Source organism: Martelella limonii (genome assembly GCF_013344475.1).
Classification (GTDB): Bacteria; Pseudomonadota; Alphaproteobacteria; order Rhizobiales; family Rhizobiaceae; genus Martelella; species Martelella limonii.
The window spans coordinates 230,092-255,991 of sequence record NZ_JABUOU010000004.1 but is presented as its reverse complement, the minus strand read 5'-3'; the positions used below and the strand labels follow the sequence as shown (position 1 = coordinate 255,991).

At 62.5% G+C, this 25,900-nt stretch carries 23 protein-coding genes; 18 read left to right on the top strand and 5 right to left on the bottom strand.

Annotation, left to right across the window (positions count from 1 at the left end; genetic code table 11):
* The first annotated feature begins 19 nt into the window (after positions 1 to 19).
* The 6 genes from HPQ62_RS11065 (at position 20) to HPQ62_RS11040 (ending at position 7,118) form a co-directional block, all read left to right on the top strand.
* On the top strand, positions 20 to 1,591 hold the full coding sequence (locus HPQ62_RS11065) for an ABC transporter substrate-binding protein (RefSeq protein ID WP_174802604.1): 1,572 nt from the start codon (positions 20 to 22) through the stop codon (positions 1,589 to 1,591).
* Positions 1,592 to 1,764: 173 nt separating this feature from the next.
* The gene (locus tag HPQ62_RS11060; protein WP_174802603.1) at positions 1,765 to 2,739 is read left to right on the top strand and encodes an ABC transporter permease; all 975 of its coding nucleotides are present in this window, start codon (positions 1,765 to 1,767) and stop codon (positions 2,737 to 2,739) included.
* Entirely contained in the window at positions 2,739 to 3,644 is a 906-nt protein-coding gene (locus HPQ62_RS11055) for an ABC transporter permease (RefSeq protein ID WP_174802602.1), read from the top strand. Before HPQ62_RS11060 ends, HPQ62_RS11055 begins: the two co-directional genes overlap by 1 nt.
* Positions 3,641 to 4,606 (top strand): ABC transporter ATP-binding protein, encoded by a 966-nt coding sequence (locus tag HPQ62_RS11050; RefSeq protein WP_174802601.1) that lies wholly within the window; start codon positions 3,641 to 3,643, stop codon positions 4,604 to 4,606. Before HPQ62_RS11055 ends, HPQ62_RS11050 begins: the two co-directional genes overlap by 4 nt.
* Positions 4,603 to 5,634 (top strand): ABC transporter ATP-binding protein, encoded by a 1,032-nt coding sequence (locus HPQ62_RS11045; RefSeq protein ID WP_174802600.1) that lies wholly within the window; start codon positions 4,603 to 4,605, stop codon positions 5,632 to 5,634. The genes HPQ62_RS11050 and HPQ62_RS11045 overlap by 4 nt, the downstream gene beginning before the upstream one ends.
* Entirely contained in the window at positions 5,631 to 7,118 is a 1,488-nt protein-coding gene (locus HPQ62_RS11040) for a carboxypeptidase M32 (RefSeq protein ID WP_174802599.1), read from the top strand. The genes HPQ62_RS11045 and HPQ62_RS11040 overlap by 4 nt, the downstream gene beginning before the upstream one ends.
* 50 nt (positions 7,119 to 7,168) lie before the next feature.
* Here HPQ62_RS11040 and ybaK read toward each other — a convergent pair whose 3' ends face one another.
* The 4 genes from ybaK to rpsT form a co-directional block, all read right to left on the bottom strand.
* Entirely contained in the window at positions 7,169 to 7,642 is a 474-nt protein-coding gene (gene ybaK, locus HPQ62_RS11035; RefSeq protein WP_174802598.1) for a Cys-tRNA(Pro) deacylase, read from the bottom strand.
* 10 nt (positions 7,643 to 7,652) lie between these two features.
* Positions 7,653 to 8,006: an arsenate reductase gene (locus HPQ62_RS11030; protein WP_174802597.1), complete on the bottom strand. Its 354-nt coding sequence runs from the start codon at positions 8,004 to 8,006 to the stop codon at positions 7,653 to 7,655.
* Between the two features lie 124 nt (positions 8,007 to 8,130).
* Positions 8,131 to 9,588, bottom strand: coding sequence for a chromosomal replication initiator protein DnaA (gene dnaA / locus HPQ62_RS11025; protein ID WP_244629656.1), 1,458 nt, complete (start codon positions 9,586 to 9,588; stop codon positions 8,131 to 8,133).
* Positions 9,589 to 10,480: 892 nt separating this feature from the next.
* Positions 10,481 to 10,747: a 30S ribosomal protein S20 gene (gene rpsT, locus HPQ62_RS11020; RefSeq protein ID WP_174802596.1), complete on the bottom strand. Its 267-nt coding sequence runs from the start codon at positions 10,745 to 10,747 to the stop codon at positions 10,481 to 10,483.
* Positions 10,748 to 11,026: 279 nt separating this feature from the next.
* Between rpsT and HPQ62_RS11015 the strand changes: the two genes are divergently transcribed.
* On the top strand, positions 11,027 to 12,019 hold the full coding sequence (locus HPQ62_RS11015) for a 2-hydroxyacid dehydrogenase (protein WP_174802595.1): 993 nt from the start codon (positions 11,027 to 11,029) through the stop codon (positions 12,017 to 12,019).
* Positions 12,020 to 12,124: 105 nt separating this feature from the next.
* Positions 12,125 to 13,837 (top strand): thiamine pyrophosphate-dependent enzyme, encoded by a 1,713-nt coding sequence (locus tag HPQ62_RS11010; protein WP_174802594.1) that lies wholly within the window; start codon positions 12,125 to 12,127, stop codon positions 13,835 to 13,837.
* 12 nt (positions 13,838 to 13,849) lie between these two features.
* Here the strand turns inward: HPQ62_RS11010 and mutM are convergent, their stop codons facing one another.
* Positions 13,850 to 14,731 (bottom strand): bifunctional DNA-formamidopyrimidine glycosylase/DNA-(apurinic or apyrimidinic site) lyase, encoded by an 882-nt coding sequence (gene mutM / locus HPQ62_RS11005; protein WP_174802593.1) that lies wholly within the window; start codon positions 14,729 to 14,731, stop codon positions 13,850 to 13,852.
* Between the two features lie 142 nt (positions 14,732 to 14,873).
* Here mutM and ubiE point away from each other — a divergent pair, with 142 nt between their 5' ends.
* The 10 genes from ubiE (at position 14,874) to HPQ62_RS10955 (ending at position 25,884) form a co-directional block, all read left to right on the top strand.
* Complete coding sequence (gene ubiE, locus HPQ62_RS11000; protein ID WP_174802592.1) at positions 14,874 to 15,650, top strand: bifunctional demethylmenaquinone methyltransferase/2-methoxy-6-polyprenyl-1,4-benzoquinol methylase UbiE; 777 nt, start codon at positions 14,874 to 14,876, stop codon at positions 15,648 to 15,650.
* Positions 15,651 to 15,659: 9 nt separating this feature from the next.
* Entirely contained in the window at positions 15,660 to 17,246 is a 1,587-nt protein-coding gene (gene ubiB / locus HPQ62_RS10995) for a 2-polyprenylphenol 6-hydroxylase (protein ID WP_174802591.1), read from the top strand.
* Positions 17,247 to 17,566: 320 nt separating this feature from the next.
* A complete protein-coding gene (locus HPQ62_RS10990; RefSeq protein ID WP_174802590.1) occupies positions 17,567 to 18,850 on the top strand; it encodes an RsmB/NOP family class I SAM-dependent RNA methyltransferase in 1,284 nt (427 codons plus the stop codon).
* A 137-nt stretch (positions 18,851 to 18,987) separates the two neighbouring features.
* Positions 18,988 to 20,265: an imelysin family protein gene (locus HPQ62_RS10985; RefSeq protein WP_174802589.1), complete on the top strand. Its 1,278-nt coding sequence runs from the start codon at positions 18,988 to 18,990 to the stop codon at positions 20,263 to 20,265.
* 226 nt (positions 20,266 to 20,491) lie between these two features.
* Positions 20,492 to 22,000, top strand: a complete 1,509-nt coding sequence (locus HPQ62_RS10980; RefSeq protein ID WP_174802588.1) for a di-heme oxidoreductase family protein — start codon at positions 20,492 to 20,494, stop codon at positions 21,998 to 22,000.
* A 53-nt stretch (positions 22,001 to 22,053) separates the two neighbouring features.
* Positions 22,054 to 23,070 (top strand): imelysin family protein, encoded by a 1,017-nt coding sequence (locus HPQ62_RS10975; RefSeq protein WP_174802790.1) that lies wholly within the window; start codon positions 22,054 to 22,056, stop codon positions 23,068 to 23,070.
* Between the two features lies 1 nt (position 23,071).
* Complete coding sequence (locus tag HPQ62_RS10970; protein ID WP_174802587.1) at positions 23,072 to 24,157, top strand: DUF1513 domain-containing protein; 1,086 nt, start codon at positions 23,072 to 23,074, stop codon at positions 24,155 to 24,157.
* 19 nt (positions 24,158 to 24,176) lie between these two features.
* Positions 24,177 to 24,629: a TspO/MBR family protein gene (locus HPQ62_RS10965; protein WP_174802586.1), complete on the top strand. Its 453-nt coding sequence runs from the start codon at positions 24,177 to 24,179 to the stop codon at positions 24,627 to 24,629.
* A gap of 173 nt (positions 24,630 to 24,802) precedes the next feature.
* Positions 24,803 to 25,252 carry a PaaI family thioesterase gene (locus HPQ62_RS10960; protein ID WP_174802585.1) on the top strand — a complete coding sequence of 150 codons (450 nt, stop codon included), beginning with the start codon at positions 24,803 to 24,805 and terminating at the stop codon, positions 25,250 to 25,252.
* Entirely contained in the window at positions 25,252 to 25,884 is a 633-nt protein-coding gene (locus tag HPQ62_RS10955) for a 5'-methylthioadenosine/S-adenosylhomocysteine nucleosidase (protein ID WP_174802584.1), read from the top strand. The genes HPQ62_RS10960 and HPQ62_RS10955 overlap by 1 nt, the downstream gene beginning before the upstream one ends.
* Positions 25,885 to 25,900: the final 16 nt, after the last annotated feature.

The following is a 25,900-nucleotide window of genomic DNA, read 5'->3' as shown; positions in this document are numbered from 1 at the left end:
AAACAAAGGGGAACATAAAATGACAAAGTCATTCCTGAGATCCGCCGTTACGGCGCTTGCCTTGATGGCCGCCGCTCCGTCCGTCTATGCCGAGGATCTGATCATCGGCCTGCGTGCCGGCCCGGATTCGATCGACCCGCACTGGTCGACGCTTGGCAGCCAGGCCGAAGCGCTCCGCCACATCTACGACACGCTGGTTGATGTCGATGACAAGCTGCAGCTGAAGCCCGGCCTTGCCGTCAGCTGGGAGCCGATCGACGAAACCACCTGGGATTTCAAGATCCGCGAAGGCGTCAAATTCCATGATGGCACGGACCTGACCGCCGAAGACGTGAAATTCTCGATCGAGCGCATTCCGGAAGTCACCGGCCCGATGCCGATGACGCTCTACACCAAATATGTCGACAGCGTCGAAGTCGTCGATGACTACACGCTGCGCGTTCACACCAAGGGCAAGGCGCCGGCGCTGCCGAACGACTTTACCCGCCTGTTCGTCGTGCCGTCCGAAACCGGCATGGAAGCCCGCAACGAGGAGTTCAACTCCGGCGAGGCGGCGATTGGAACCGGCCCCTACAAATTCGTGTCCTGGCAGCCGAAGGGCGATCTGGTCCTCGAGCGTTTCGATGATTACTGGAATGGTCCCGCCGCCTGGGACAAGGTCGTCCGCCGCGAAATCCCCGATGATGCCGCCCGCGTTGCCGCTCTTCGCTCCGGCGAAGTCGATCTCATCAACTATGTCCCGGCCTCAGACTATCTGGCGTTCAAGAACGACAGCGATCTCGAGACTTTCGTCTCGGATTCGATCTACATCCTCAACATCGCGCCGAGCGTGAAGGATGAGGAGCCGCAGCCGATCACGGTGAACGGCGAGCCGGTCGATGGCAACCCGCTGCAGGATCTGCGCGTGCGCAAGGCGCTTGATCTCGCCATCAACCGCGACGTCCTCGTCAACGTCGTGCTCGAAGGCCTCGGCAAGCCCGCCAACCAGCTGATGCCGGAAGGCTTCTTCGGCTACTCGGACGATCTCCCGACCCGCGAATACGATCTGGAGCAGGCCAAGGCGCTGCTCGCCGAAGCCGGTTATCCGGACGGGTTCGAGATCGACTTCACCTGCACCAACAACCGCGTTCCCGGCGATGCCGTGGTCTGCGAGGCGCTGGCGCAGATGTGGGCCCGGCTTGGCCTGAAGGTCAACGCCCAGGCGCTGAACGGCACGGTGTTCTTCCCGGCGGCAGCGCGTGAGGAATACACCATGACGATGTCGGCCTGGGGCACGCTGACAGGTGAGGCGGCCTATACCTACGGCGCGCTGACCCACACCAAGGATGCGGAAAAGGGCTTCGGCAACTTCAACCGCACGGGATATTCCAATCCGGAATTCGACAAGGTGTTCGACGAAGGCACGCAGACGCTTGACGCCGACCAGCGCAAGAAGCTCTACGAGGAAGCCTCCGTCATCGCCATGGAAGACCGGGCCATGATCCCGACCGTCATCCTGCAGACCGTATGGGCGGCCGATGCCGACACGCTCAACATCACGCCGCGCGTCGACCAGGAAACCCGCGCCTATGAAATCACGCCTGCCGAATAAGGCGTGACAAGGCCGCAACAGCGCGCTCCCGCTGTTGCGGCATCCTCTTTTTACGGACGGTGGCGGGCTTTCGGCAGGAACGGCTTTTCCCGGTCCGTCCGTTCCCGCATAGTGAGGGCGGCGGCAGCAGGCGCCATCGTGTCTCTCCGCCCCCATCAGTTCACGAGGCTTTCATGCTCGCATTCCTGATCAGACGGTTGCTGCAGGCCATCGTCGTGGTGTTCGCGATGTCGCTGATCGTGTTTCTCGGCGTCTACGCCATCGGAAACCCGATCGATGTGCTGATCGATCCGGGCGCGACCCAGGCGATCCGGCAACAGCTCATCGAGCAGTATGGTCTCGACCAGCCGCTGTGGCGGCAATATCTGACCTTTCTCGGCAATGTCGCCCATGGCGATCTCGGCAAGTCGATGGTCTACAACATTTCCGTGACCGGTCTTGTGTTCTCCCGCCTTCCGGCGACCGTGGAACTGGTGGCCGTTGCCGTTTTCATTGCCACCGCCATCGGCATTCCCGCTGGCCTTTATGCCGGTTACCGCCCGAAGAGCCTTGCCGGCCGCGCCATCATGGCGCTCTCCGTCCTCGGCTTCTCGGTTCCGACCTTCTGGATCGGCATGCTGCTGATCATGGCATTCGCCGTCAATCTCGGCTGGCTGCCTTCCGGCGGCCGCGGCGATGTCGGGGAGATCTTCGGGATACCCACGTCGCTTGCGACCGCTGATGGCTGGCGCCACGTGATCATGCCCGCCTTCAACCTGTCGCTGTTCATGATGGGGCTTTTGATCCGGCTTACCCGCGCCGGCATGGTGGAGGCGATGCAGGCCGACTACGTCAAGTTCGCGCGCGCCCAGGGGCTGCCGGACCGCCAGATCGTGTTCCGGCATGTGATGCGCAACATCTCGATCCCGATCGTCACCGTCTTCGGCCTTGAGGTCGGCTCGACGCTTGCCTTTGCCGTGGTCACCGAATCCGTGTTCAACTGGCCCGGTGTCGGCAAGCTGATCATCGATTCCATCCTCCAGCTCGACCGTCCCGTGATGGTCACCTATCTGGTGCTGGTGGTGATCCTGTTCGTGCTGATCAATCTGATCGTCGACATCGTCTATGCCCGCCTCGATCCGCGCGTGCGTCTGAAGGGAGGCAAATGATGGCCGATACCGTTGCCGCCCCCGTCGAGGCCCGTCCGGCGCGCTTTCGCAATTTCTGCGCCGATTTCGCGCGCTCGCCCGTCGCCGTCGTCTCGCTGATCCTGATCTTTGCCCTGCTGTTCGTGTCCTTTGCCGCGCCGCTGGTTTCGCCGCAGGACCCCTATGATCTCGCCAATCTCGACTGGCTCGATGCCTTTCTGAGACCCGGCACGGTCGGCTCGGGCGGCTATGTCCATATCCTGGGCACCGACAATGCCGGGCGCGACATGCTGTCTGCGATCTTCTACGGTCTGCGCACCAGTTTCGTGATCGGGCTTTCGGCAGGCGTTCTGGCGCTTGTGATCGGCATCTGTCTCGGCCTTGCCGCCGCCTATTTCGGCGGCCGGCTGGAGGCGCTGATCATGCGCGTCGTCGATCTGCAGCTGTCGATGCCGGCGATCCTTCTGGCGCTTGTGCTGGTCGCCGTGCTGGGGCAGGGGGTCGGGCAGATCATCCTGGCGCTGGTGGTCGCGCAATATGCCTATTTCGCCCGCACCACCCATGGCGCTGCGACCGTGGAGCGCGGCAAGGACTATATCGAGGCCGCCCGCTCGACGCCGCTGCCCACGGCGCGGGTGCTGTTCCGTCATCTGCTGCCGAACGTGCTTCCGCCTCTGATCGTGGTCGCGACCGTGCAGGTCGCAAGCGCCATCGCGCTGGAGGCGACATTGTCCTTCCTCGGCGTCGGCCTGCCGTTGACAGAGCCCTCGCTCGGCTCGCTGATCGCCAACGGCTTCAAATATATCCATACCGATCGCTACTGGCTTTCGATCTATCCGGGCATTTTCCTGATGGTGACGGTGGTCGCGATCAATCTGGTCGGCGATCAGGTCCGCAACGTACTCGATCCGAGGCAGAACCGATGAACAAGGCACTCGATGTCCGCGGGCTGACCACCCGGTTCGAAACCCGCGGCGGCATGGTGACGGCCGTCAACGGGGTTAGCTTTTCCGTCGAGCGTGGGCGGATCATGGGGCTGGTCGGCGAAAGCGGCTCCGGCAAGAGCGTCACGGGCTTTTCGATCCTCGGCCTCATCGACGAACCGGGCAAGGTGACGGACGGCGAGGTTCTGGTCGACGGCAAGGATTTGCGCGCGCTGTCGCCTGAAGCGATGCGCCGGCTGCGCGGTTCCAAGGTTGCGATGGTGTTCCAGGACCCGATGATGACGCTGAACCCGGTTCTCCGCGTCGGCGATCAGATGGCGATGGCGGTCCGGGTGCATGAGAAGATGTCGAAGAAGGCGGCCTGGGAGAGGGCGCGGCAGACGCTTGAGATCGTCGGCATTCCGGCCCCCGCCGAGCGGCTCAAAGCCTATCCGCATCAGCTGTCCGGCGGCATGCGCCAGCGCGTGGCGATCGCGATCGCGCTTCTGCATCGCCCGTCGGTGATCATCGCCGATGAGCCGACGACGGCGCTCGATGTCTCGATCCAGGGACAGATCCTCGCAGAAGTCCGCCGCCTTGCCGATGAAACCGGAACGGCGATCGTCTGGGTGACCCATGACCTCGCCGTGATCTCCAGCCTCGCCGACGATATCTGCGTGATGTATGCCGGGCGGATCGTCGAGCGCGGACCGGCGGCTGACGTGATCGCCACCCCGCGTCACCCCTACACCGTCGGCCTGATCGGGTCAGTGCCAAGCCTGCATGAGCCTGGAACGCCGCTGCCGCAGATCCCGGGATCGACGCCGCAGCTTTCCAGCCTGCCCTCCGGCTGTCCGTTCCGGCCGCGCTGTCCGCGCGCGAGCGATATCTGCGCAACCGAACCGCCGATCGTCGGCGAAGGCGACCATACCGTTTCCTGCCACCACCCGATGGAGGCCCCATGAAAGAGCCGCTTCTTATCGTTGAAGGCGTTCACAAGCGCTTCACCCGCAAGCCTGGCCTCGTCATGCGCGGCATCGACAAGCTGTCGGGCAAGCAGTCGGGCTCCACCGTGCATGCGCTCTCCGATGTCACGCTTTCGGTTGCAGCCGGCGAGGTGCTTGGTCTCGTGGGCGAGTCGGGCTGCGGCAAGTCCACGCTCGGGCGCATCATTTCCGGGATTTATACGCCGAGCGATGGGCGCGTGCTGCTCGAAGGCAAGCCGGTCGCGCGGGAGCGGGGCAATAATGTCGAGAAGCTCACCACCCGCGTGCAGATGATCCATCAGGATCCGTTCGCAAGCCTCAACCCGCGCATGAAGGTCGGCGAGACCATTGCCGAGGGGCCGCGCGTCCACAAGCTCGCAGGCGCCGAGGATGTGCGCCGGCGCGTGCGCGATCTCTTGCAGCAGGTTGGGCTTGAAGGCGCCTATGCCGACCGGCTGCCGCACCAGTTCTCCGGCGGCCAGCGCCAGCGCATTGCCATTGCCCGCGCGCTGGCGATGGAGCCCGATCTTCTGGTGCTGGACGAGGCGGTCGCCTCGCTCGATGTTTCGATCCAGGCGCAGGTGCTGAACCTGTTCATGGAGCTCAGGCGCAAGCTCGATCTGACCGCCGTTTTCATCAGCCACGATCTTTCCGTCGTGCGCCATGTCTGCGACCGGGTGGCGATCATGTATCTCGGCCGGATCGTGGAACTCGCCTCTGCGCGCGAACTCTACGATAAGCCGCAGCATCCCTACACGAAGGCGCTGTTCGCCTCCGTGCCGACGCTTGGCACCGGACGCGCTGCATTCCAGCCGATCAAGGGTGAAATTCCCTCGCCGCTCGATCCGCCGAAGGGATGCGCCTTCCATCCGCGCTGCCCGATGGCGGGGCCGCGCTGCAAGGTGGAGCTGCCGCGCCTGAAGCCGGTCGCGGGAACGGCAACGACGGTCGCCTGCCATCTCAATGATGGCGGCACGGGCATTGAAATGGGGAGACACGCCGCATGACCTTTTCCGAACGGATCGCACGCCTCAACGATATTCTCTGCACCGTCAACGTGCTGCGCTGGGATGCCCGCGTGATGATGCCCGCGGGTGGCGCGGTGTCGCGCGGTCACCAGATTGCAACGCTCCAGGGGCTTGCCCGCGACATGCTTGTCGATCCCGCCATGGCCGACGCCGCCGAAGAGGCGCGCGCGACGGCGCGCGATGCCATTGCAATTTCCGCGGCCGAAGCCGTGCTCCGGGCGCGCGAATGGCATCTGAAGATCCCCCCGCAGCTTTTGCGCCAGCAGGCGGAAACCTCCGTTGTGGCCGGACAGGCGTGGGCCAAGGCGCGTGCCGGGGGCGATTTCGCATCCTTCAAACCCTACCTTGAAGACGTGGTGGCGCTCGCGCGCCAGATGGCTGATGCGATCGGCCACGACGGCCATCCCTATGATCCGATGGTTCAGATCTACGAGCCGGGCGAAACGGCCGCCTCGCTTTCCTCCCTGTTCGACACGCTGCGCGCCGGCATCAAGCCGCTTCTCGACAAAGCCCTGTCGCGGCCGGCCCCGCGCAGCAATTTTCTCTATCGCGACTACCCCGTCGAGGAGCAGAAGGCGCTGTGCGCAGAGCTTGCCGCCGTCATCGGCCTCGACATGGAGCGAAGCCGGCTCGATACCGCTGTTCACCCTTTCGAGGTGTCCTTTACCCGGCAGGATGTGCGTATTACCTCGCGCTGGGACAGGAACTACCTGCCGATGTCGGTGTTCGGGGCCATGCATGAAACCGGCCACGCCCTTTATGAACAGGGCATCGCCGAGGCGCTGACCCGAAGCGCCCACACCACCGATCTGATCGGCCTCTACGCCGTCGGCGGCAGCAGTTTCGGCATGCATGAGAGCCAGTCGCGGCTGTTCGAAAACCACATAGGCAGGTCCGCTTCCTTCTGGTCGCATCATTTCGGCAGGCTCAGGGATCATTTCCCCGAACAGCTTGCCGATGTCAGCGAAGAGGAATTCGTTGCTGCCATCAACCGAGTCGAGCCGGGCCTGATCCGCGTCGAGGCGGACGAGCTGACCTATGACCTTCACATCATGTTGCGGGTCAGGATCGAAATGGCGCTGATGGACGGCTCGCTCGCGGTTGCCGACGTGCCTGATGCCTGGAACCGTGCGATGCGCGAGGATCTCGGCCTGGACGTGCCGCATGACGGTCTGGGCTGTCTCCAGGATATTCACTGGTCGACCGGCTATATCGGCTCGTTCCCGACCTACACGATCGGCAATGTGACCGCTGCCCAGCTGATGGCGCGGTTCGAGGAAACCCGTCCGGAGCTTTCGCGCGCCGCCGCTGCGGGCGATCTTTCGCCCTTGCGTGGGGCGCTCGGCGAGACCGTCTGGCGCCATGGACGGTCGAAAAGCCGTCATGAAATGCTGGCTTCGATCGGGGCGGATGCGCAAGATTGCACACCCTATCTGGCCTATCTCGGCAGCAAGTTCGGCTGAAGGCGGCCGTTCGAGCGTGGGCAAAAACAGCGGGGGTTCGGTGATAAGTCCTAGGCAATCACTGCGGTGACGATGGCATCGAGCGCCTTCACCGCATCTGGGGGAGAAAGCTTCACCTGCAGGCCGCGCTGGCCGCCATTCATCACCACATAGGGCTCGCCAAGGGCTGCCGCTTCAAAAACCACGGGCACGCGTTTCCTCTGGCCGAAGGGCGAGATGCCGCCGACATGGTAGCCGGAAAGCCGCTCGGCTGCCTTTGGGTCCAGCATCTCCGCATGCTTGCCGGAAAAGGCGGAAGCAAGCTTCTTCATCGAGACCTCGGCATTCGATGGCACGACGGCGCAGACCGGCTTGCCATCGACATTGGCCATCAGCGTCTTCAGCACCCGGTCTGCCGGTTCCCCGATCGCTTCTGCCGCCTGAAGCCCGACTCGCGGGGCGTTCGGATCGTAATCATATTGCTGGACGCTGTAGGCGACCCCCGCCTTGTCGAGAAACTGCGTCGCCCGCGTCGTCTTCGCCATCGCTTCTTCCTCAGGCCTTGTCGAACAGCGCCGCGTAGGTCTCGGGCGAAAAGCCGACGGTGATGGTGCCGTCCGTTTCGAGCACCGGCCGCTTGATCATCGACGGATTGTCGAGCATCAGCGAAATCGCCTTGTCGCGGTCAAGGCCGGCCTTGTCCGCCTCGGGGAGCTTGCGAAACGTGGTGCCGGCGCGGTTGATCACGCGCTCATAGCCTGCCGCATCCGCCCAGCGCTCGAGATGCGCCCGGTCGATGCCGGCCTTCTTGTAATCGTGAAAGCTGTATTCGATCCCGCGCTCATCCAGAAAGCGTCGCGCCTTCTTCATCGTGTCGCAGTTGGGAATCCCGAAAATCGTCGTCGCCATGGTCCTCTCCTGTCCGCCTCCGGTCTAGGATATTTTGCCGCGCAAGGAAATCGCCAGCCATCAACAAAAAAGACCACCGGAACGCAGGTTCCGGTGGTCGCCATATCCGCTCGTGCGGGATGAACTATTCGTTGATGAGCCGCTTCAGGAGTTCAACCTCCTGGGAGAGCTTGTTGTCCTTTTCGAGGAGATCCTCGATCTTGCGCACGGCATGCAACACGGTGGTGTGGTCGCGCCCGCCGAAGCGGCGTCCGATTTCGGGGAAGGAGCGCGGTGTCATCGTCTTCGCCAGGAACATCGCGATCTGGCGCGGCTTCACGATCACGCGCGTGCGCCGGTTGGAGACGAGCTCCTGCCGGGTCACGCAGTAATGGCGGGCAACCACGCGCTGGATGTCCTCGATACGCACCCGCTTCGGCTCGCCGGTGCCAACGAGATGCACCAGCAGCTCATCGACGCGCTCGATCGAGAGGTCGGGTTCGAAGGAGCGGCGGAACAGGAGCTGGTTGAAGGCGCCTTCAAGTTCGCGGCCGCTTGCCGTGACCTTGCGGGCGACATGGTCGAGCACGTCCGGCGCGATATCGATCGACGGGTCTTCCTGGCGGGCAAGCTCGAGACGACGCTGCAGCATTTCAAGCCGCATCGGGTAATCCGGCCCATCCATCTCCAGCGAGACGCCGCCGGTCAGCCGCGAACGTACCCGCGGATCAAGCGATTCCAGCTCCCAGGGTGCCCGGTCGGCGGCCACCACCACCTGCTTGGCGCTGTCGAGCAGCGTGTTGATGAGATGGCAGAATTCATGCTGGATCATCTTGCCCTGCAGGAACTGCATGTCGTCGATGACCAGAAGGTCGATGTTGCGGAGCGAATCCTTCAGCGTCAGCGCGTCATTGTCGCGGATCGCGGTGGCGAACTTCCACATGAAGTATTCTGCCGTCAGATAGACCACGCGCTGCTTGTCGGGCGAGGCAAGGGCGGCATTGGCGATTGCCTGCAGCAGATGGGTCTTGCCGAGGCCGACCGAGGAGTGGATGAACAGCGGGTTGAAGCGCACCGCCGCCATGCCGGATTCGGCAATGGTCTTGGCTGCGGCAAAGGCCACGCGGTTCGAAGGGCCTTCGACAAAGCTGTCAAAGGTAAAGAAGGGATCAAGCGGCGATCCGAACACGGTCTGGCCACCGGTATTGGCGCCGCGCGCGACCGGGGTTTCCGGTTCCGGCATCAGCGGCTGGCCTGCATTGGGCCGTGACAGCGGCCGTGCGATCGGGGCCGGTGTCGCGGCAGCCGGCTTCGGCTGATCGACGACGACTGCCTGGCGCGGCGCACGGGTGGCAGAACGCACGAGAACCTCGATCTTCAGCACCTGCGGCCGCTCGCTGCGGGCAATCTCGCCCATGAGGTCGAGATAGTGGTTGTTGATCCAGGATTTCAGGAATGCGGTCGGAACGGAAAAACGGATCACGCTCTTGTCGGAAGAGTGCAGTTTCAGCCGGCCGAACCAGCTGGCATAGACATCGGTACCGACATGCGCCTTCAGCGCCGTGCAGAAACGTTCGAAGAAGATGTCATCCGTGGAATTCATGGCAGCTACCGCCGGTTTCGCGTCATCTCCACCGACCTCAAAATCGCCCGCATTGTCCTCGGTGCGAGAGGCCACCATTCTCATGCTCATCTTTGCCGCCTTTCAAACGTCATCACCTGGCGCAAGCTTATTGTCTGCCTGCTGCCTTTTCTGCCCTGCTGCCGGTGTCTTGCCGGCATGTCTATGGATCCGGCTTCGTGCCGGTAGGTAGATTTCACGCGCCTGACGATCGATCCTCGTATCGAAGGATGCAGGCTGCATGATGTCCGGAGTTTCCGATCCCTGAAGTCTTGTTGTGCCCCCATTCTCTGTCGCAGTGCGCCGAAGACGCACAGCAGCAATCCCGGAATTCGAGTGAAAACCGGAATACAACCTGAAATTGTCGGAAAAACGGTGCCAGATAGCACCGCTCCCAGCATAGGGAAGACAACGTATCCTGTGTGTCGGACACGCCCCTCCCGAAATCTTCGGGAGCTCAATCCGTCGCTGTCGTGAGGGCATTTAGGCAAGAACGACCGACAATTTCAACAAGGAATTTTCCGCGAATCATCGCCCGGCGCATTGACTCTGAGGGGTGACTTTGCCTTCCCGGCGGTCCTTCCAGAAGAATCGCTTTTGAATCAATTAGATTCAGAAATGGGCTGTTTCAGAACGCGGTGCGGGGGCGGAAAAATAAATTTTCCCCATGTCATTTTCGGGGTGCTTTAGCAGGTGCGAAAATGGTGGAAATGTGACTTACCTTCCGCAAGCCCTTGAAAAGGCTCGTATTTATCCGTCATTTTTGTGACATTTGGCTGTGATCGCGCTGTCACACGCGCCAAGTGCATGAAGTCAAAACAAAAAACCCGGCACGAGGCCGGGTTCTGCAAAAAGTATCTAGTTCAGCCGTTGATCAGGCCGAAATTGCCTTCACGCGCTGAGCAAGACGCGACACCTTCCGCGAGGCGGTGTTGCGGTGGAGGACGCCCTTGCTGGCTGCGCGTGCCAGTTCCGGTTCGGCAACCGCCAGAGCGGCCTTTGCCTGATCCAGATCGCCAGCGGCGATCGCTTCTTCCACCTTGCGTACATAACCGCGAACGCGGGTGCGACGGGACTTGTTGACGGCTGTACGGCGGGCCATCTTGCGCGTCGCCTTTTTCGCCGAAGTTGTATTGGCCATGTAAGTCTCTCTTCGAAATCTGTCTCGAGCTCCGACAAATGCGGATTGCCGTTGCCGGCCAATGTCGCTTTTGTGACGGGAGCAAATGATGAAGCCCATTGAGCTTTCAAATACTGTGGCCGGGCATATAAAGGCAATCCGGCTATCCGTCAATGCATAATCCCGCGAAATCGGGCGCCACAGGCCGTTGTTGTGGATTATGGCGGGGTTGCGGGCATTGCCATTGCGTCAAAGCCTCTTAAACTCGAGCGGCCCGCCGATCAAGCAACAGGAACAGCCATGCGCGTCACCGTGTTTTCCGCCAAGCCCTACGACGAAGAGTTTCTGAAGGCCGCGAACGAGGGGCGGCACGAGCTGATCTTCACCGAGGCCGGCCTCCACGCACAGACCGCGCGGCTTGCGGCGGGCTCGAAGGCGATCTGCGCCTTCGTCAATGACGATCTCGGCGCTTCCACGCTTTCCGTCCTGAAAGAGGTCGGGGTCGAGATCGTGGCGCTGAGATGCGCCGGCTTCAACCGACTCGATCTTTCCGCCGCCGAACGGCTTGGAATCACCGCCGCCCGGGTGCCGTCCTATTCGCCCTACGCCATCGCCGAACACACGCTGGCGCTGGTGCTGACGCTGAACCGCAAGATCCACCGCGCTTATAACCGGGTGCGCGAAGGCAATTTCGCGCTCACCGGCCTGCTCGGATTCGATCTGCATGGAAAGACGGTAGGGGTGGTGGGAACCGGCGGTATCGGCCGCAATGTGATGCGCGCCTTTGCCGGCTTTGGCTGCGAAATCCTGGCTTATGATCCGTTTCCGAGCGAGGAGGCCGAATCGCTCGGCGCGCGCTATGTCGGCAAGGACGAGCTGCTCGAGAAATCCGAGATCATCACGCTCCATTGCCCGCTGACGCCGGAGACACGCCATTTCATCGACGAGAAGGCGATTGCGGCGATGAAGCACTGCCGCATGTTGGTCAACACCAGCCGCGGCGGGGTGATCGATACCCATGCGGTGATCGAGGGGCTGAAGTCGGGCAGAATCGGTGCGCTGGCGCTCGATGTCTATGAGGAGGAGGAGGATCTGTTCTTCCGCGACCTGTCGTCGACCGTGATCCGGGACGACGTCTTCGCGCGGCTTCTGACGTTTCCGAATGTGCTGATCACCGGCCATCAGGGTTTCTTCACCCAGGAGGCGCTCTTCAACATCGCCCATACCACAATCGAAAACATCACGGCCTATGAAGAGGACGGGCAGGCGCTGCATCCGATCGGCAAGCGCTAGGCTGGGTCAAAAGCGCGCATAGCCGCATTCGATGGCACCAATCCGCCGCCCGTCCGTTTCAGACTCGAATGTGTTTCACGAAAACGGCACGAAAGGGGTGCGGACATGGCCAAGACTGTTGCAGAAATCGTCGTCGACACACTGGAGAAAGCGGGTGCGCAGCGCATCTACGGCATTCCCGGCGACACGATCAATCACTTCACCGATGCCGTTTCCCGGTCCGCGCTCAGATGGGTTCACGTCCGTCACGAGGAGGCGGGCGCCTTTGCCGCCGGCGGCGAGGCCTATCTGACCGGCGAGCTTGCCGTTTGCGCGGGTACATGCGGGCCCGGCTCGCTGCACTTCGTCAACGGCATCTATGAAAGCCACCGCAACGGCGCGCCGGTGCTGCTGATCGCATCCGAGGTCGACCGTCCGGAAAAGGGTTTCAATTTCCCGCAGGATGTCGACCAGAAGAAAATCTACGAACAGCATTCGGTGTTCTGCGGGCATATCTCTCATCCGGCCCAGGCGCGCCGCATCGTGACGCTTGCAGCACAGGCGGCGCTGACCAAGGGCGGCGTCGCGGTCGTGATCGTCAGCGGCGACATGTTTCAGGAAACCGACAAGGACGAGGCCGACTGGCGCGTCCACCGGCCCCGCCCGATGGCGCGTCCGAATGATGAGGAACTCGGCGAACTTGCCGCGCTCGTCGATGAGGCAAAGCGGGTGACGATCTATGCCGGCATCGGCGCGCGGGAGGCCCGCGATCAGATCGTCGCGCTCTGCCGCAAGGTCAAGGCGCCCATGGTGCATACCACCCGCGCCAAGGAATGGCTGGAGCCCGGCAATCCCTTCAATGTCGGCGTCAACGGCATTCTCGGCAACCGCGCCGGCGTCAATGCGCTGGAAAAGGCCGATCTGGTGATCTCGGTTGGCTGCGACTTCGCCTATACCCAGTTCTATCCCGATCGGAAGATCGTCCAGATCGATATCGATCCCACCCATCTCGGACGCCGCGCGCCGATCCATCTGGGTCTTGTCGGTGACGCCCGCACCACGCTTGAGGCGCTGTTGCCGAAAGTGGCTGAAAAGTCCGACGAGAAGCATCTGAACCGCCACCTCAAGGAATGGGAAGAGGATCTGAAGGGCTATGATACCGAGGGCGATGAACCTGATCCGGGCCTCATCCATCCGCAATTCGTCGCCAACATGCTGAATGACAAGGCGGCTTCCGATGCGATCTTCATCTCCGATGTCGGAACGCCAATGGTATGGATGCTGCGCCATCTTCAGGCCAATGGCAGCAGGCGGTTTCTCAACAGCCTGCTCCACGGCACCATGGCGAACGCCATGCCGCAGGCGATCGGCGCCAAGCTTGCCTATCCCGACCGGCAGGTGATCGCCATGTGCGGCGATGGCGGGTTGTCGATGCTGATGGGCGATCTGTTGACGCTGGTGCAGGAAGAGGTGCCGGTGAAACTGCTGGTGTTCCACAATTCATCGCTCGGCTTCGTCGAGATGGAGCAGCGCGTGGAAGGGCTGGTCGATCACTATACCACGCTCAAGAATCCGGAATTCTCGCGGGTTGCCGAAGCCTGCGGAATTACCGGGCTCAGCGTCGACAAGGCCGACAATCTGGCATCCGCCATGGATGCCTGGCTCTCGACCCCCGGGCCGGCGCTTCTCGATGTGAAGGTCAACCGGATGGAACTGGTGATGCCGCCCAAGGTGAAGGTCGGGCAGGTGGCCTCGACCGCCATGTTCGGCGTCAAGGCGGTGCTCGACGGTCGGGTGAAGGAAGTGGTTTCGCTGGTCAGGAGCAATTTCCTGAAATAGGCGGCTGCCCGTTCACCCCTTCTGGCAGGCCGGGCAATAGAAGGTGGAACGCCCGGTCTGGACCGCGCGGGCCACCGTGCCGTTGCAGTCTTCGTGGCGGCAGGACGCGCCGGTGCGGTCGTAGACGGAGAAGGAATGCTGGAAGTAGCCGAGCGTGCCGTCCGTCTTGCGATGGTCTCTGAGCGTCGAGCCGCCGGCCTCGATTGCTTCCGCGATCACCTCGCGGATCGCTGGCACGAGGCGTTTCAGCCCGTCGCGCGGCTTGCCTGCGGGGGTCACAAGATGGCCGGCTGCCCGAAACGGTGACAATCGCGCCCGCCACAGCGCCTCGCAGACATAGATATTGCCGAGGCCCGCAATATTGCGCTGGTCAAGCAGCGCTGCCTTCACGCTCTGGGTCTTGCCGGCAAAGCGGGTTGCGAGGAATTCGGCGTCGAGGCTGTTGCCGGTCGGCTCGGGGCCAAGGCCGATGAAGCTCGGATCAGCATCGAGACCGGTGCGGGTGAGAAGCTTCATGAAGCCAAAGCGGCGCGGGTCGTTGTAGATCACCCGTCCGTCGCCGAGGTGGAAGACGACATGATCGTGGGTGGCTGCGGCATTTCGCGGCAGGTGAAAGTCTCCGGGCGTCTCCGCAACGCCGTTTGCTTCCACCCTGTAGGAGCCGGACATGCCGAGATGGGCGACGATGGTCATGCCGTCATCGAGATCGATCAGCAGATATTTCGCCCGCCGCCCAAGCGCTGCAATCCGCTTTCCCTCAACCGCGCGGGCGAAATCTTCAGGGAAGGGAAAACGCAGGTCCGCGCGGCGCAGTTCCAGTCTTTCGATGACGCGGCCTTCCATGGCCGGCGCCAGGCCGCGGCGCACGGTTTCGACTTCGGGCAGTTCCGGCATGGGATTTTTAAGCCTTTGACGTTTCGCTTTTTTCGGTTTCGGTTTATAGCCGCAACGGTGTCTGTTGTGTATCGCTCTATCGAACCCGATATAGCAACGAGTGTCGGACAGACAAAACAGCTTCAAGCGTGAGGTGCGTGATATGACGGATAGCCGGACCCGAGCCGATGGCGGCATGGAAACGTCTTTTGGTTTCCGCGATGTTGCAGATGGCGACAAGCAGCCGCTGGTCAATGACGTCTTCCACAAGGTCGCCAAGCGCTACGATATCATGAATGACGTGATGTCGGCCGGGCTTCATCGCGCATGGAAGGCCGGAATGGTCGGCGCGCTGAACCCGCCCGCCAATCCCGATTACCATGTGCTGGACGTTGCAGGCGGCACGGGCGATATCGCCTTCCGCATCGTGGATGCATCCAAGGGCCTTGCGCAGGCAACCGTGCTCGACATCAATGGCTCGATGCTTGGCGTCGGCGAGGAGCGGGCCCAGAAGAAGGGCATTGCCGAAAACCTCACCTTCGTCGAGGCCAATGCCGAGGAGCTGCCCTTCGAGGACAAGACCTTCGACGCCTATACGATCGCCTTCGGCATCCGCAACGTGCCCCATATCGACCGGGCGCTTTCCGAGGCCTACCGCGTGCTGAAGCGCGGCGGCCGGCTGCTGGTGCTCGAATTTTCCGAAGTCGAGGCCCCGATCCTCGACAAGGTCTACGATCTCTGGTCGTTCCACGCGATCCCCCATGTCGGCAAGGCGATCGCGGGCGATGGGGAGCCCTATCGCTACCTGGTCGAATCGATCCGCAAGTTCCCCAACCAGGGCGATTTTGCGAAGATGATCGAGCGGGCCGGCTTCTCGCGGGTCAAGTTCACCAATTATTCAGGCGGTATCGCTGCCCTTCACTCCGGCTGGAAACTCTAGGTATTCACCATGGGCGCGCTTCGATCCTATCTGAACCTTCTCGGCGTCGGCTGGGTGCTCGCCCGCGAGGGCGTGATCAACGCGCTGCCCTCGGAAGGGCTGCCGCCCTATGCCCGCTTCGTCAAGGCGATGCTGGTGCCGTTTGCGCGGCCTGGCGCGCGCAAGCAGGCGCGCTCCGACAGGCTCTCCAAGGCGGTCTCGCGGCTCGGTCCTTCCTATGTGAAGATGGGCCAGTTTCTGGCGACCCGCCCGGATGTCGTCGGCGCCGGCTTTGCCGAGGATCTGGCCGAGTTGCAGGACCGGATGCCGTTCTTCCCCGTGGAGGCCTCCAAGGCCACGATCCGTGCCTCTCTCGGCAGGCCGGTCGAGGAGCTTTATACCGATTTCGAAGATCCGATCGCCGCCGCCTCGATCGCGCAGGTGCATCCCGCCCGCATCGCGACGCCGGAGGGCGAGAAAAAAGTTGCCGTCAAGGTGATCCGGCCCGGTATCCGTCAGCGCTTCAGTGAAGATCTCGGCGCGATGTATCTGGTCGCGCGCATGCAGGAGCGGTTCATCCGGTCCAGCCGCAGGCTGCGGCCGGTCGATGTCACGCGCACGCTGGAACAGACAACAAGGCTTGAAATGGATCTGCGGCTCGAGGCCGCCGCGATTTCGGAAATGTCCGAAAACACCGCGGACGATCCGGGCTTTCGCCTTCCCAGGGTCGATTGGGAACGCACCGGCCGCGATGTCGTCACCATGGAATGGATCGACGGCGTGAAGATGTCCGATCTCGAGGGGCTGAAGGCTGCGGGACATAATCTCGAAGAGCTTGCGGTGACGCTGATCCAGTCCTTCCTGCGCCACACGCTGCGCGACGGCTTCTTCCACGCCGACATGCATCCCGGCAATCTGTTCGTCGACAAGGACGGCATTATCGTCGCCGTCGACATGGGCATTGTCGGAAGGCTTGGAAAGAAGGACCGGCGTGTGCTCGCCGAAATCCTCTATGGCTTCATCACGCGCGATTACATGCGCGTGGCCGAAGCCCATTTCGAGGCAGGCTATGTGCCCGCACACCACAACAAGGCCTCGTTCGCCCAGGCGATCCGCGCCATCGGCGAGCCGATCCACGGTCAGTCGGCCGAGACCATCTCGATGGGCAAGCTGCTGACCCTTCTGTTCGAGATCACCGAAATCTTCGACATGACCACCCAGACCCAGCTGATCAATCTGCAGAAGACCATGGTCGTGGTCGAGGGCGTGTCGCGCATGCTCGATCCGCATTTCAACATGTGGAAGGCCTCCGAACCCGTGGTCGGGCGCTGGATCGAACAGAATCTCGGCCCCCGCCGCCTGCTCGCCGACATGCAGGATGGCGTCAAGGCGGTGATCAAGATTGCCGAGGCAATCCCCGAGATCGCCGACAAGACCGAGCGATTCCACAACGACGTGATTGCCATGACCGAAAACGGTCTGCGCTTCGACGAGCGCACCTCGGAGGCCATCGGCCGCGCAGAAGCCCGCCATACCCGCTCCGGCCGCGTGGCGCTGTGGCTGATCGCGGCCGTGCTGGTGTATCTCGCCGTCGTGGCTTCGGTTGCGGTGTTTTGATGGGTTTGAGGCTGGTCGTTCAGCGGCGCGAGTCGTGTTTTAGGGCGTTTCCTCCCTACGCGGCGTCATCCTCGGGCTTGACCCGAGGATCCAATCACCTTTCACCCCGAGCGGCGTGCCGGGCTACGCGCCATGGAGTGCGGCCGAGTTCGAACAAACCAGCGCCGCGCGTTTGGTCGGCATGGGTGGATCCTCGGGTCAAGCCCGAGGATGACGCAGAGGGGAGGGAGAGGAGCAACCTTTCTCCAACGCTTCGGAATGATTCATCCTTTCTCGCGGTTTGGCGCGCCGCCGCTCAATCACCCCAAGGAGCATAAAACATGCGTATCGGCGGACGTCTTCAGGGCGCGATCGAGGTTCTGGCAGAGGTGGAGGAGCGCAAGCGCCCTATCGCCAACGCGCTGAAGGACTGGGGCACGGCGCACCGGTTTGCGGGCTCGGGCGACCGCGCAGCGATCGGCAACATCGTCTATGATGCGCTGCGGCTGAAGCTTTCGCATGCCTTCCTGATGGACGATGACAGCCCGGCAGCGCTTGCCCATGCGGTGCTCTACCGGCAGTGGGGTTTTACGCCCGAAGGACTTTCCGAAAAGCTCGAGGGCGACAAGTTCGCACCGGAGCCTCTGTCGGAGACGGCAATGGCTGCCTTTGCGAGCCGTGATCTTTCCCAAGCGCCCGATCATGTCCGCGCCGACGTGCCGGAATGGATCGTCCCGTCGTTCAAGGAGAATTTCGGTGACGCCTGGCTTCAGGAAGCCGAGGCGCTGAACCTCAGGCCTTCGCTCGACCTCCGCGTCAATACGCTCAAGGCTGGCGAAGAGAAGGTGAAGAAGGCGCTTGCCCGCGCAGGCGCCGAGCCGACCGCGATTGCGCCCCATGGCCTGCGGATTGCGCCGGGAAGCGGCGCCGACCGGCTTCCCAATGTGACAGCTGAACTCGCCTTTCAGAAGGGCTGGTTTGAAGTGCAGGACGAGGGCTCGCAGATTGTCGCGCGCCTTGCCGATGCCCATGCCGGCCATCAGGTGCTGGATTTCTGCGCCGGCGGTGGCGGCAAGACGCTGGCGCTTGCAGCCGACATGGACAATGCCGGTCAGGTCCATGCCTATGACGCCGACCGCACCCGGCTCGCGCCGATCATCGAGCGGCTGCGGCGCGCGGGAACCCGCAATGTCCAGGTCCATGACGATGCCGCCGCGCTCGAAGGTCACGCCTTCGACCGCGTCCTTGTCGATGCGCCCTGCACCGGCACGGGCACCTGGCGGCGCCGGCCCGACATCAAGTGGCGCTTGTCGGAAAAGAACCTTGAGGAGCGCACGGCCCAGCAGGCCGGCGTGCTGGCCGCAGCCTCGCGTTTCGTCAAGCCGGACGGTCTGCTGGTCTATGTCACATGCTCCCTGCTGCCGGCCGAAAACCAGGCGCAGATCGCAGCGTTTCTTAAGGGCAGGGACGATTTTACGGTCCTCGACATGGCCGAGATCTGGCAGGCCCGCTTCGGCGATGCAGCATTGAGGCCGCACTTCACCGATGGCCGGTTCGTAACCCTGACGCCGGCCTCGACGGCGACGGACGGGTTCTTCTGCGCCGTGCTCGGCAGGAAAGGCTGAGACCACCGCGCTTGACGATCGGCAAGGATGCATCCCAGACCCCACCGAATGATCCAAAATATAACTGGATTATTTGACACAAGTTTGTTTTTCCGCCATGTAGGCGCAATCACAGTGTCATTGAAGGAGAGGGACCCATGATGCACACGATCCGTACGCGCGCCCTGATGGCGGGTGTCGCCGCCCTGTTCGCGAGCCCGGCTTTTGCCGCAGACGTCACCCCGGAAGCGGTTGTCGAGCACTATGCCGCTGTTGCGCATGCGAAGTATCAGGATTCGCTGACGACGGCGAAGGCGCTGGACGAGGCCATCCAGGCCCTTATCGCCGATCCGAGCGCTGAAACCCAGAAGGCCGCCAAGGAAGCCTGGATTGCAGCGCGCGTACCCTATCAGCAGACCGAGGTTTACCGTTTCGGCAACCCGACCGTCGACGACTGGGAAGGCAAGGTCAATGCATGGCCGCTTGATGAAGGCCTGATCGACTATGTCGATGCCTCCTACGGCATGGAAAGCGACGAGAACGGGCTCTATACCGCGAATGTGATCGCCAGCAAGGAAATCCAGATCAACGGCGAAACCGTCGATCTGACCGAGATCACGCCGGCGCTGCTGTCCGACACGCTACAGGAAGCAGGCGATATCGAGGCCAATGTCGCAACCGGCTATCACGCCATTGAATTCCTGCTCTGGGGCCAGGACCTTCACGGCACGGAAGCCGGTGCGGGTGAGCGTTCCTACACCGATTATCTGACCGGGGACGATTGCACCAACGGCAATTGCGACCGCCGTGCCCAGTATCTTGCCGCAGCCTCGGAGCTTCTGATTTCCGACCTCGAGGACATGGTTGCTGCCTGGGAACAGGGCGGCGAGGCCTATGCCTATGTCACCGAAGATCCGACCACCGGGATTGCCGCGATCCTCACCGGCATGGGTTCGCTTTCCTATGGCGAGCTTGCCGGCGAGCGCATGAAGCTCGGCCTGCTGCTGCACGATCCGGAAGAGGAGCATGATTGCTTCTCCGATAACACCCATGCCTCGCATCTCAACGATGCAATCGGCATTCTGCAGGCCTATACCGGCGACTATGTCCGCGTTGACGGCACGGAAATGACCGGACCTTCCGTCTCCGATCTGGTGGCGGCGAAGGACAAGGCTTTGGACGAGGAAATCAAGGCGAAGCTCATCGACACTGTCGAGGCGATGGAAGCCATGGCAACCCGCGCCCAGACTGTTGAAGCCTACGACCAGATGATCGGTGAGGGCAACGAGAAGGGCAATGCCGTCGTTCAGGCGGCGATTGATGGCCTGATTGCCCAGACGCCCTCCATCGAACGCGCGATCGCAGCGCTTGATCTCGGCCAGATCGAGCTCGAAGGCTCCGACAGCCTTGACGCGCCGGAAGCCGTGTTCCAGTAGGAGCGGGATTTAAGGGCGTTGCTGCGGCCCGTCTGGTTCAAGACGCGGCGCTCATCCCAGACTATGCAACATCCCCTGGTCACGCCCGGGGATGTCGCCGAGACGAAAGGCGAGACGGGTGCCAAAGCGCAGGTGCCGGTCCGACAAGGGCGGCTCTGTTCGCCTTGAAGCAACAAGGGGCGGCCGGTACGACCGTGGTAACATGACGAAGCGGCAAATTGTTGGAATGACGACTGCGGCGCTTGCCGCTTGCCTTTGTTTTACGGCGGTTCATGCCGGCGACTGGATGCCGCCTGACCAGCGCAGCGATATCACCGCCGAAGACAAGGCGCGGGTCGAAAAAGTCACCCGGCCGACGCAGGACTTCTCCAAGGCCGAAGCCTTTGAGATCATGCAGGGCGGGGCCGCCACCAGCACGGCCAGTGTCAACCGCGACAGCTATTCCCATTCCTCCGCCAACATCACCTTCGCCGAGGAAGAAACCTTCAAGCTCGGCAATGCGCTGTTCCGCAAATTCTGGGTGTCGTCGCCGTCCTCGACACAGGCATCCGATGGTCTTGGCCCCCTGTTCAACGCGCGGTCGTGCCAGAGCTGTCACCTGAAGGATGGACGCGGCCATCCGCCGGCGGCGGGTGAGGACGCAAGCTCGATGTTCCTGCGGCTTGCCCGGCCTGCCCGCACGCCCGAGGAACAGGCGCGCATCGACAATTACGAGACCATCAACTTTCCCGATAAGGTCTATGGCGGACAATTGCAGGATTTTGCGGTTCCCGGCCTTTCCGCCGAAGGGCAGATGAAGATCGATTATACCGAACGCGAGGTGACGCTTGGAGATGGCACCACCGTTTCGCTGCGTCACCCGACCTACAGCGTCGAAAATCTCGCCTATGGCGATCTGGGTGAGGACACCACGCTGTCGCCGCGCGTTGCCAATCAGATGATCGGTCTTGGCCTGGTCCAGGCAATCGAACCCGCCGACATTCTGGGCCTTGCCGACCCCGACGACGCCGATGGCGATGGCATTTCCGGCCGGCCCAACATCGTCAGCGATACCGTCACCGGTGAGGTCAAACTTGGCCGTTTCGGCTGGAAGGCGCAGAACGCGACGATCCACGATCAGTCCGTCGGCGCCATGAGCGGCGATATCGGCGTGTCCTCGCCGAACGCGCCGAACCCTTACGGCGATTGCTCCGAGGCGCAGGCCGAATGCCTGGCCATGCCGAACGGCGTGCAGCCGCGCCTCGGCGATACCGAGGCGCCCGATCCGGTGATGGAACTCGTCACCTTCTATGCCGAAAATCTGGCCGTCCCGGCGAGGCGCGATGTCGATGATCCGGACGTGCTGCGCGGCAAGCAGGTATTCTACGAAGCTGGCTGCACGGCCTGCCACACGCCGAAATTCGTGACGAGCCGCGACGCGGAAAACCCGGCCCACCAGTTCCAGCTGATCTGGCCCTATTCCGATTTCCTGCTCCATGATATGGGCGAGGGGCTTGCCGACGGTCAGCAGGTGGCGATGGCCTCCGGGTCCGAATGGCGCACGGCGCCGCTCTGGGGCACGGGGTTGACGGAGGTGGTCAACGGCCACTCCTTCTTCCTGCATGATGGTCGTGCGCGCAACAGAACCGAAGCGATCCTCTGGCATGGGGGCGAAGCGCAGCAGGCGCGCGACAATTTCGCCAATGCGCCCAAGGATGACCGCGAAGCCCTGATCAAATTTCTGGAGTCCCTGTGAAACACGTCCTCGCCGCCACGCTCGTTCTTCTGTCAGCCGGCGGCGCAGCCGCCATGAACCGCGATGCCGTGCCGGGCGTCCTGGAACAGGCGGTGGATGGCTTCATCCGCCCAGGTTACCAGACATTCGCCGAAAACAGCGCTCAGATGGCCGCAGCGATGCGCGATTTCTGCGAAAGCCCCGACGAGGCCCGCTACGAGGGCGCAAGGGCCGCCTTTGACGAGACGGTTGCGGCCTGGTCCGAGATCGAGATCGTGCGCACCGGTCCGGTGCTGGACGACCACCGTTTCGAGCGCATCCTGTTTTACCCCGACCGCAAGAGCATCGGTCTGAAACAGGTCCAGGCTGCGATCGCGACCAGCGACGAGACGGCGACCGATGCCGATACGCTTGCGGGAAAGAGCGTCGCCATGCAGGGCCTTCCTGCGCTTGAATTCGTGCTCTTCGGAACGGGCCATGAGGACATGCTCGGCGGAGGTGAAACCTACCGCTGCCGTTACGGGGTGGCGATCGCCGAGAATATCGACCGGATTGCAGGCGAACTCGCTGCTGCATGGGACGCGCCGGCCGGCGTGGCGGATGACTGGAAGGAGCCCGGTCCCGACAATCCGCTCTATCGCACCGACGATGAGGCGCTGACCGCTCTGCTCGGCATTCTCGTGCACGGTGCGGAGACGGTCCGCGACCAGCGGATCGAATATTTCTATGCCGGCGAGGAGGGCCCGAATTTCGCGAAACGCGCGATCTACTGGCGTTCGGAAAACACCTGGCCCTCGATCCTCCATAATCTCGACGGCTTGCAGTCCCTTCTGAACGGCGCCGGAATGGAAGACCTTCTCGATGAGGACGTTCGGTCGATCGTGTCGTCGATCAATTTCCTGTTTTCCGCGCTCGAAGGTGTCGTAGGCAACATGGACCCCGATATCGAGGTTGTGCTCGCCGATCCCGATCAGCGTGCCAAGCTCGACTATCTGATCCTCAACATGAAGGATCTGATCCTCCGCCTGAATGACAATTACGGCAGCGCGATCGGGCTTGGCGCAGGCTTTTCCTTTTCCGACGGAGACTGAGATGGCGGCGCGTTCGGGGCTGATCGACCGGCGCAGTTTCATCCGCGCTGCGGGAGCGGCCTTTCTGGCGGGGCTTTCGCCGCGCGCCGGCTTTGCGCTCGAGCGCACTGATGCCGTCTATGCCACTGGTATTCGCAGGCCCGACGGGCGGTTCGCGCTGGCGCTGATGGGGGAAGATGGCACCTTCATTTCCGACGTGGCGCTACCGGATCGGATGCATGGCCTCGCTGTGTCTCCAAGAACCGGACAGGTCGCGGCCTTTGCCCGGCGGCCGGGTACGTTCATTTACGTGACGCCCGCGCCGGAGGACGGTGCCGACACCATCGTCAACGCGGTGCCCGACCGGCATTTCTATGGTCATGGCACGTTCTCGCCCGACGGCCGGCTTCTCTATGCCAGCGAGAATGACTTCGACAACCGGCGCGGCGTGATCGGCATTTACGATGCGCGGAATTTTCTCCGGCTCGGCGAGTATCCAAGCTACGGCATCGGCCCCCACGATCTGTCGGTAACGCCGGATGGGCGGTATCTGATTGCGGCCAATGGCGGCATCGAGACCCATCCCGATTTCGGCCGCACCAAGCTGAACCTCGATCATATGGAGCCGTCGCTCGCGCTGATCGATGCGGCAAACGGCGCGCTTCTCGAAAAGCATGAACTGCCGGAAAGCCTCGCGCAGCTTTCCACCCGGCACCTTGCGATTGGCGAAAAGGGACGGATCTGGTTTGCCTGCCAGTTCGAAGGCCCGCGCAACGAGACGCCGCCGCTTGTCGGCCATTTCGCCATGGGCGAGGGGCTTTCCTTTACGCCGCTGCCGGAGGACGTCACGCGCGGGCTCGGCAATTATGTTGGTGCAATTGCCTATGGCAACGGCCTGATCGGACTGACCTCGCCCAAGGGCGTGGTGGTCTCGCTCGAAGAGGCTTCGGGCAGGGTGGTGGAGACCCGCGCCGTGCCGGATGCGGCGGGCATCGCGCCTGCAAAGACGGGGTTTGCGGTGGGAACCTATGGCGGTGTGTTCGCGGACCGGCAACACGATCTCGCCTTTGATCAACATGCGGTCCGGCTCTCTGGTCTTTCGTTTTGAACGCGCTATCTTCCCCGCCATGAAAACACTTGTCCACGCTCTCTTCATCATCGGCGTCGTTGCCGCCGGCCTTGCTGCCGGTTTTCTCAACATGCCGGGCGAATGGTACGCCTCGCTTGCCAAACCGCCCTTCAATCCACCAAACTGGCTGTTCGGGCCGGTCTGGACCGTGCTTTACGTCCTCATCGGCTGGGCCGGTGCGCGCAGCTTCCTGCGCAGGAGTGAATATCCCGGCACATTCGGCCTGTGGATCGTTCAGTTTGTGCTGAACATCTGCTGGACGCCCGTATTCTTCGGCATGCGGAACATGGTGCCGGGGCTGGTGATCATCCTGCTGCTGCTTGCGGCCGTTCTCGCCTTCATCGGCCGGGCGCGCCATCACGACAGACTGTCAGCAGCACTCTTCGTGCCCTACGCCCTCTGGGTCGCCTTCGCCTCGCTGCTGAACGCGTCGCTGATCTATCTGAACTGATGTTTTCGTGACCATGGGCGCGCAGCCGTTGCGGCGCGCCTTTGTGCTCGAACGATGCAGTGTGCGCGATTGCCCGGCCGCCCGGGCTTGACCCGAAGCGCGATGCCGGGCTTATCTTGGAAATTCCCGCTTTGATGCGGGCCGCGGCTTCCGCGTGCGGACCAGGGGGATCGATGGCGAATTTCGAGCATGGCGATTTTCACGCGCGGATCGTGGGAAGTTTCGCAAGCCAGGGCGCAATGGAGATGATCGGCGCGGAGCTGACCCGCATCAGCCATGGCGTCGTCGAGATCGAGCTGCCCTTTGATGTGCGGCTTACCCAGCAGCACGGTATTCTGCACGCCGGCATGATTGCGACCGGTCTCGAGACCGCATGCACCTATGCCGCCTATACCATGATCGATACCGATGCCTCGCTTCTGACGATCGAGTTCAAGGTCAACCTGATGTCGCCCGGGCGGGGCAGCCGCTTCCTGTTTCGCGGCGAGGTGACGAAACCCGGCACCAATATCATCGTCACGGATGGACGGGGTTATGCGATTGGCGACGGCCCTGCCAAGCTGATCGCCTCGATGTCCGGCACGGCGATGGTGCTGCGCGACCGGGAAGGGTTTGAAGGCTGATGCGGGTTGAACTGATTGCCGGCCGTCGCGTGCTTTTCGTGATGGCAGCCGCCGCCGAATATGGCGCCTGCCTTCAGGGGCGGATCGCGCCGCTGATGACCGGCATCGGCCCGGTCGAGGCCGCGGTGACGCTGACGAAGGCGCTTGCGATGCTGGACGGCACGGATGCCGCACCGGAACTCGTCGTCTCGCTCGGCTCTGCCGGATCGGCAACGCTCGCGCAGGCCGAAATCTATCAGGCGTCGTCCGTCTCCTACCGCGACATGGATGCCTCTCCGCTGGGTTTCGACAAGGGCCGCACGCCGTTTCTGGACTTGCCGGCGGAGGTGGCGCTGCCATTCACGATACCGGGTCTGCCTCAAGCGCGGCTTTCGACCGGCGCCAATATCGTGACCGGCTCGGCCTATCTTTCGGTCGATGCCGATATGGTCGACATGGAGACCTTTGCGGTGCTGAGGGCGTGCCAGTCCTTCGCCATGCCGCTGATTGCCCTGCGCGGAATCTCCGACGGCAAGGCGGAGCTGAAGCATGTTACCGACTGGACGCAATATCTGCACATAATCGATGAAAAACTCGGCCTTGCCATCGATCGGCTGGAAACCGCCATTGAAACGGGCGCGATTCCCCTATAAGGCCGGTTTTTAGCTT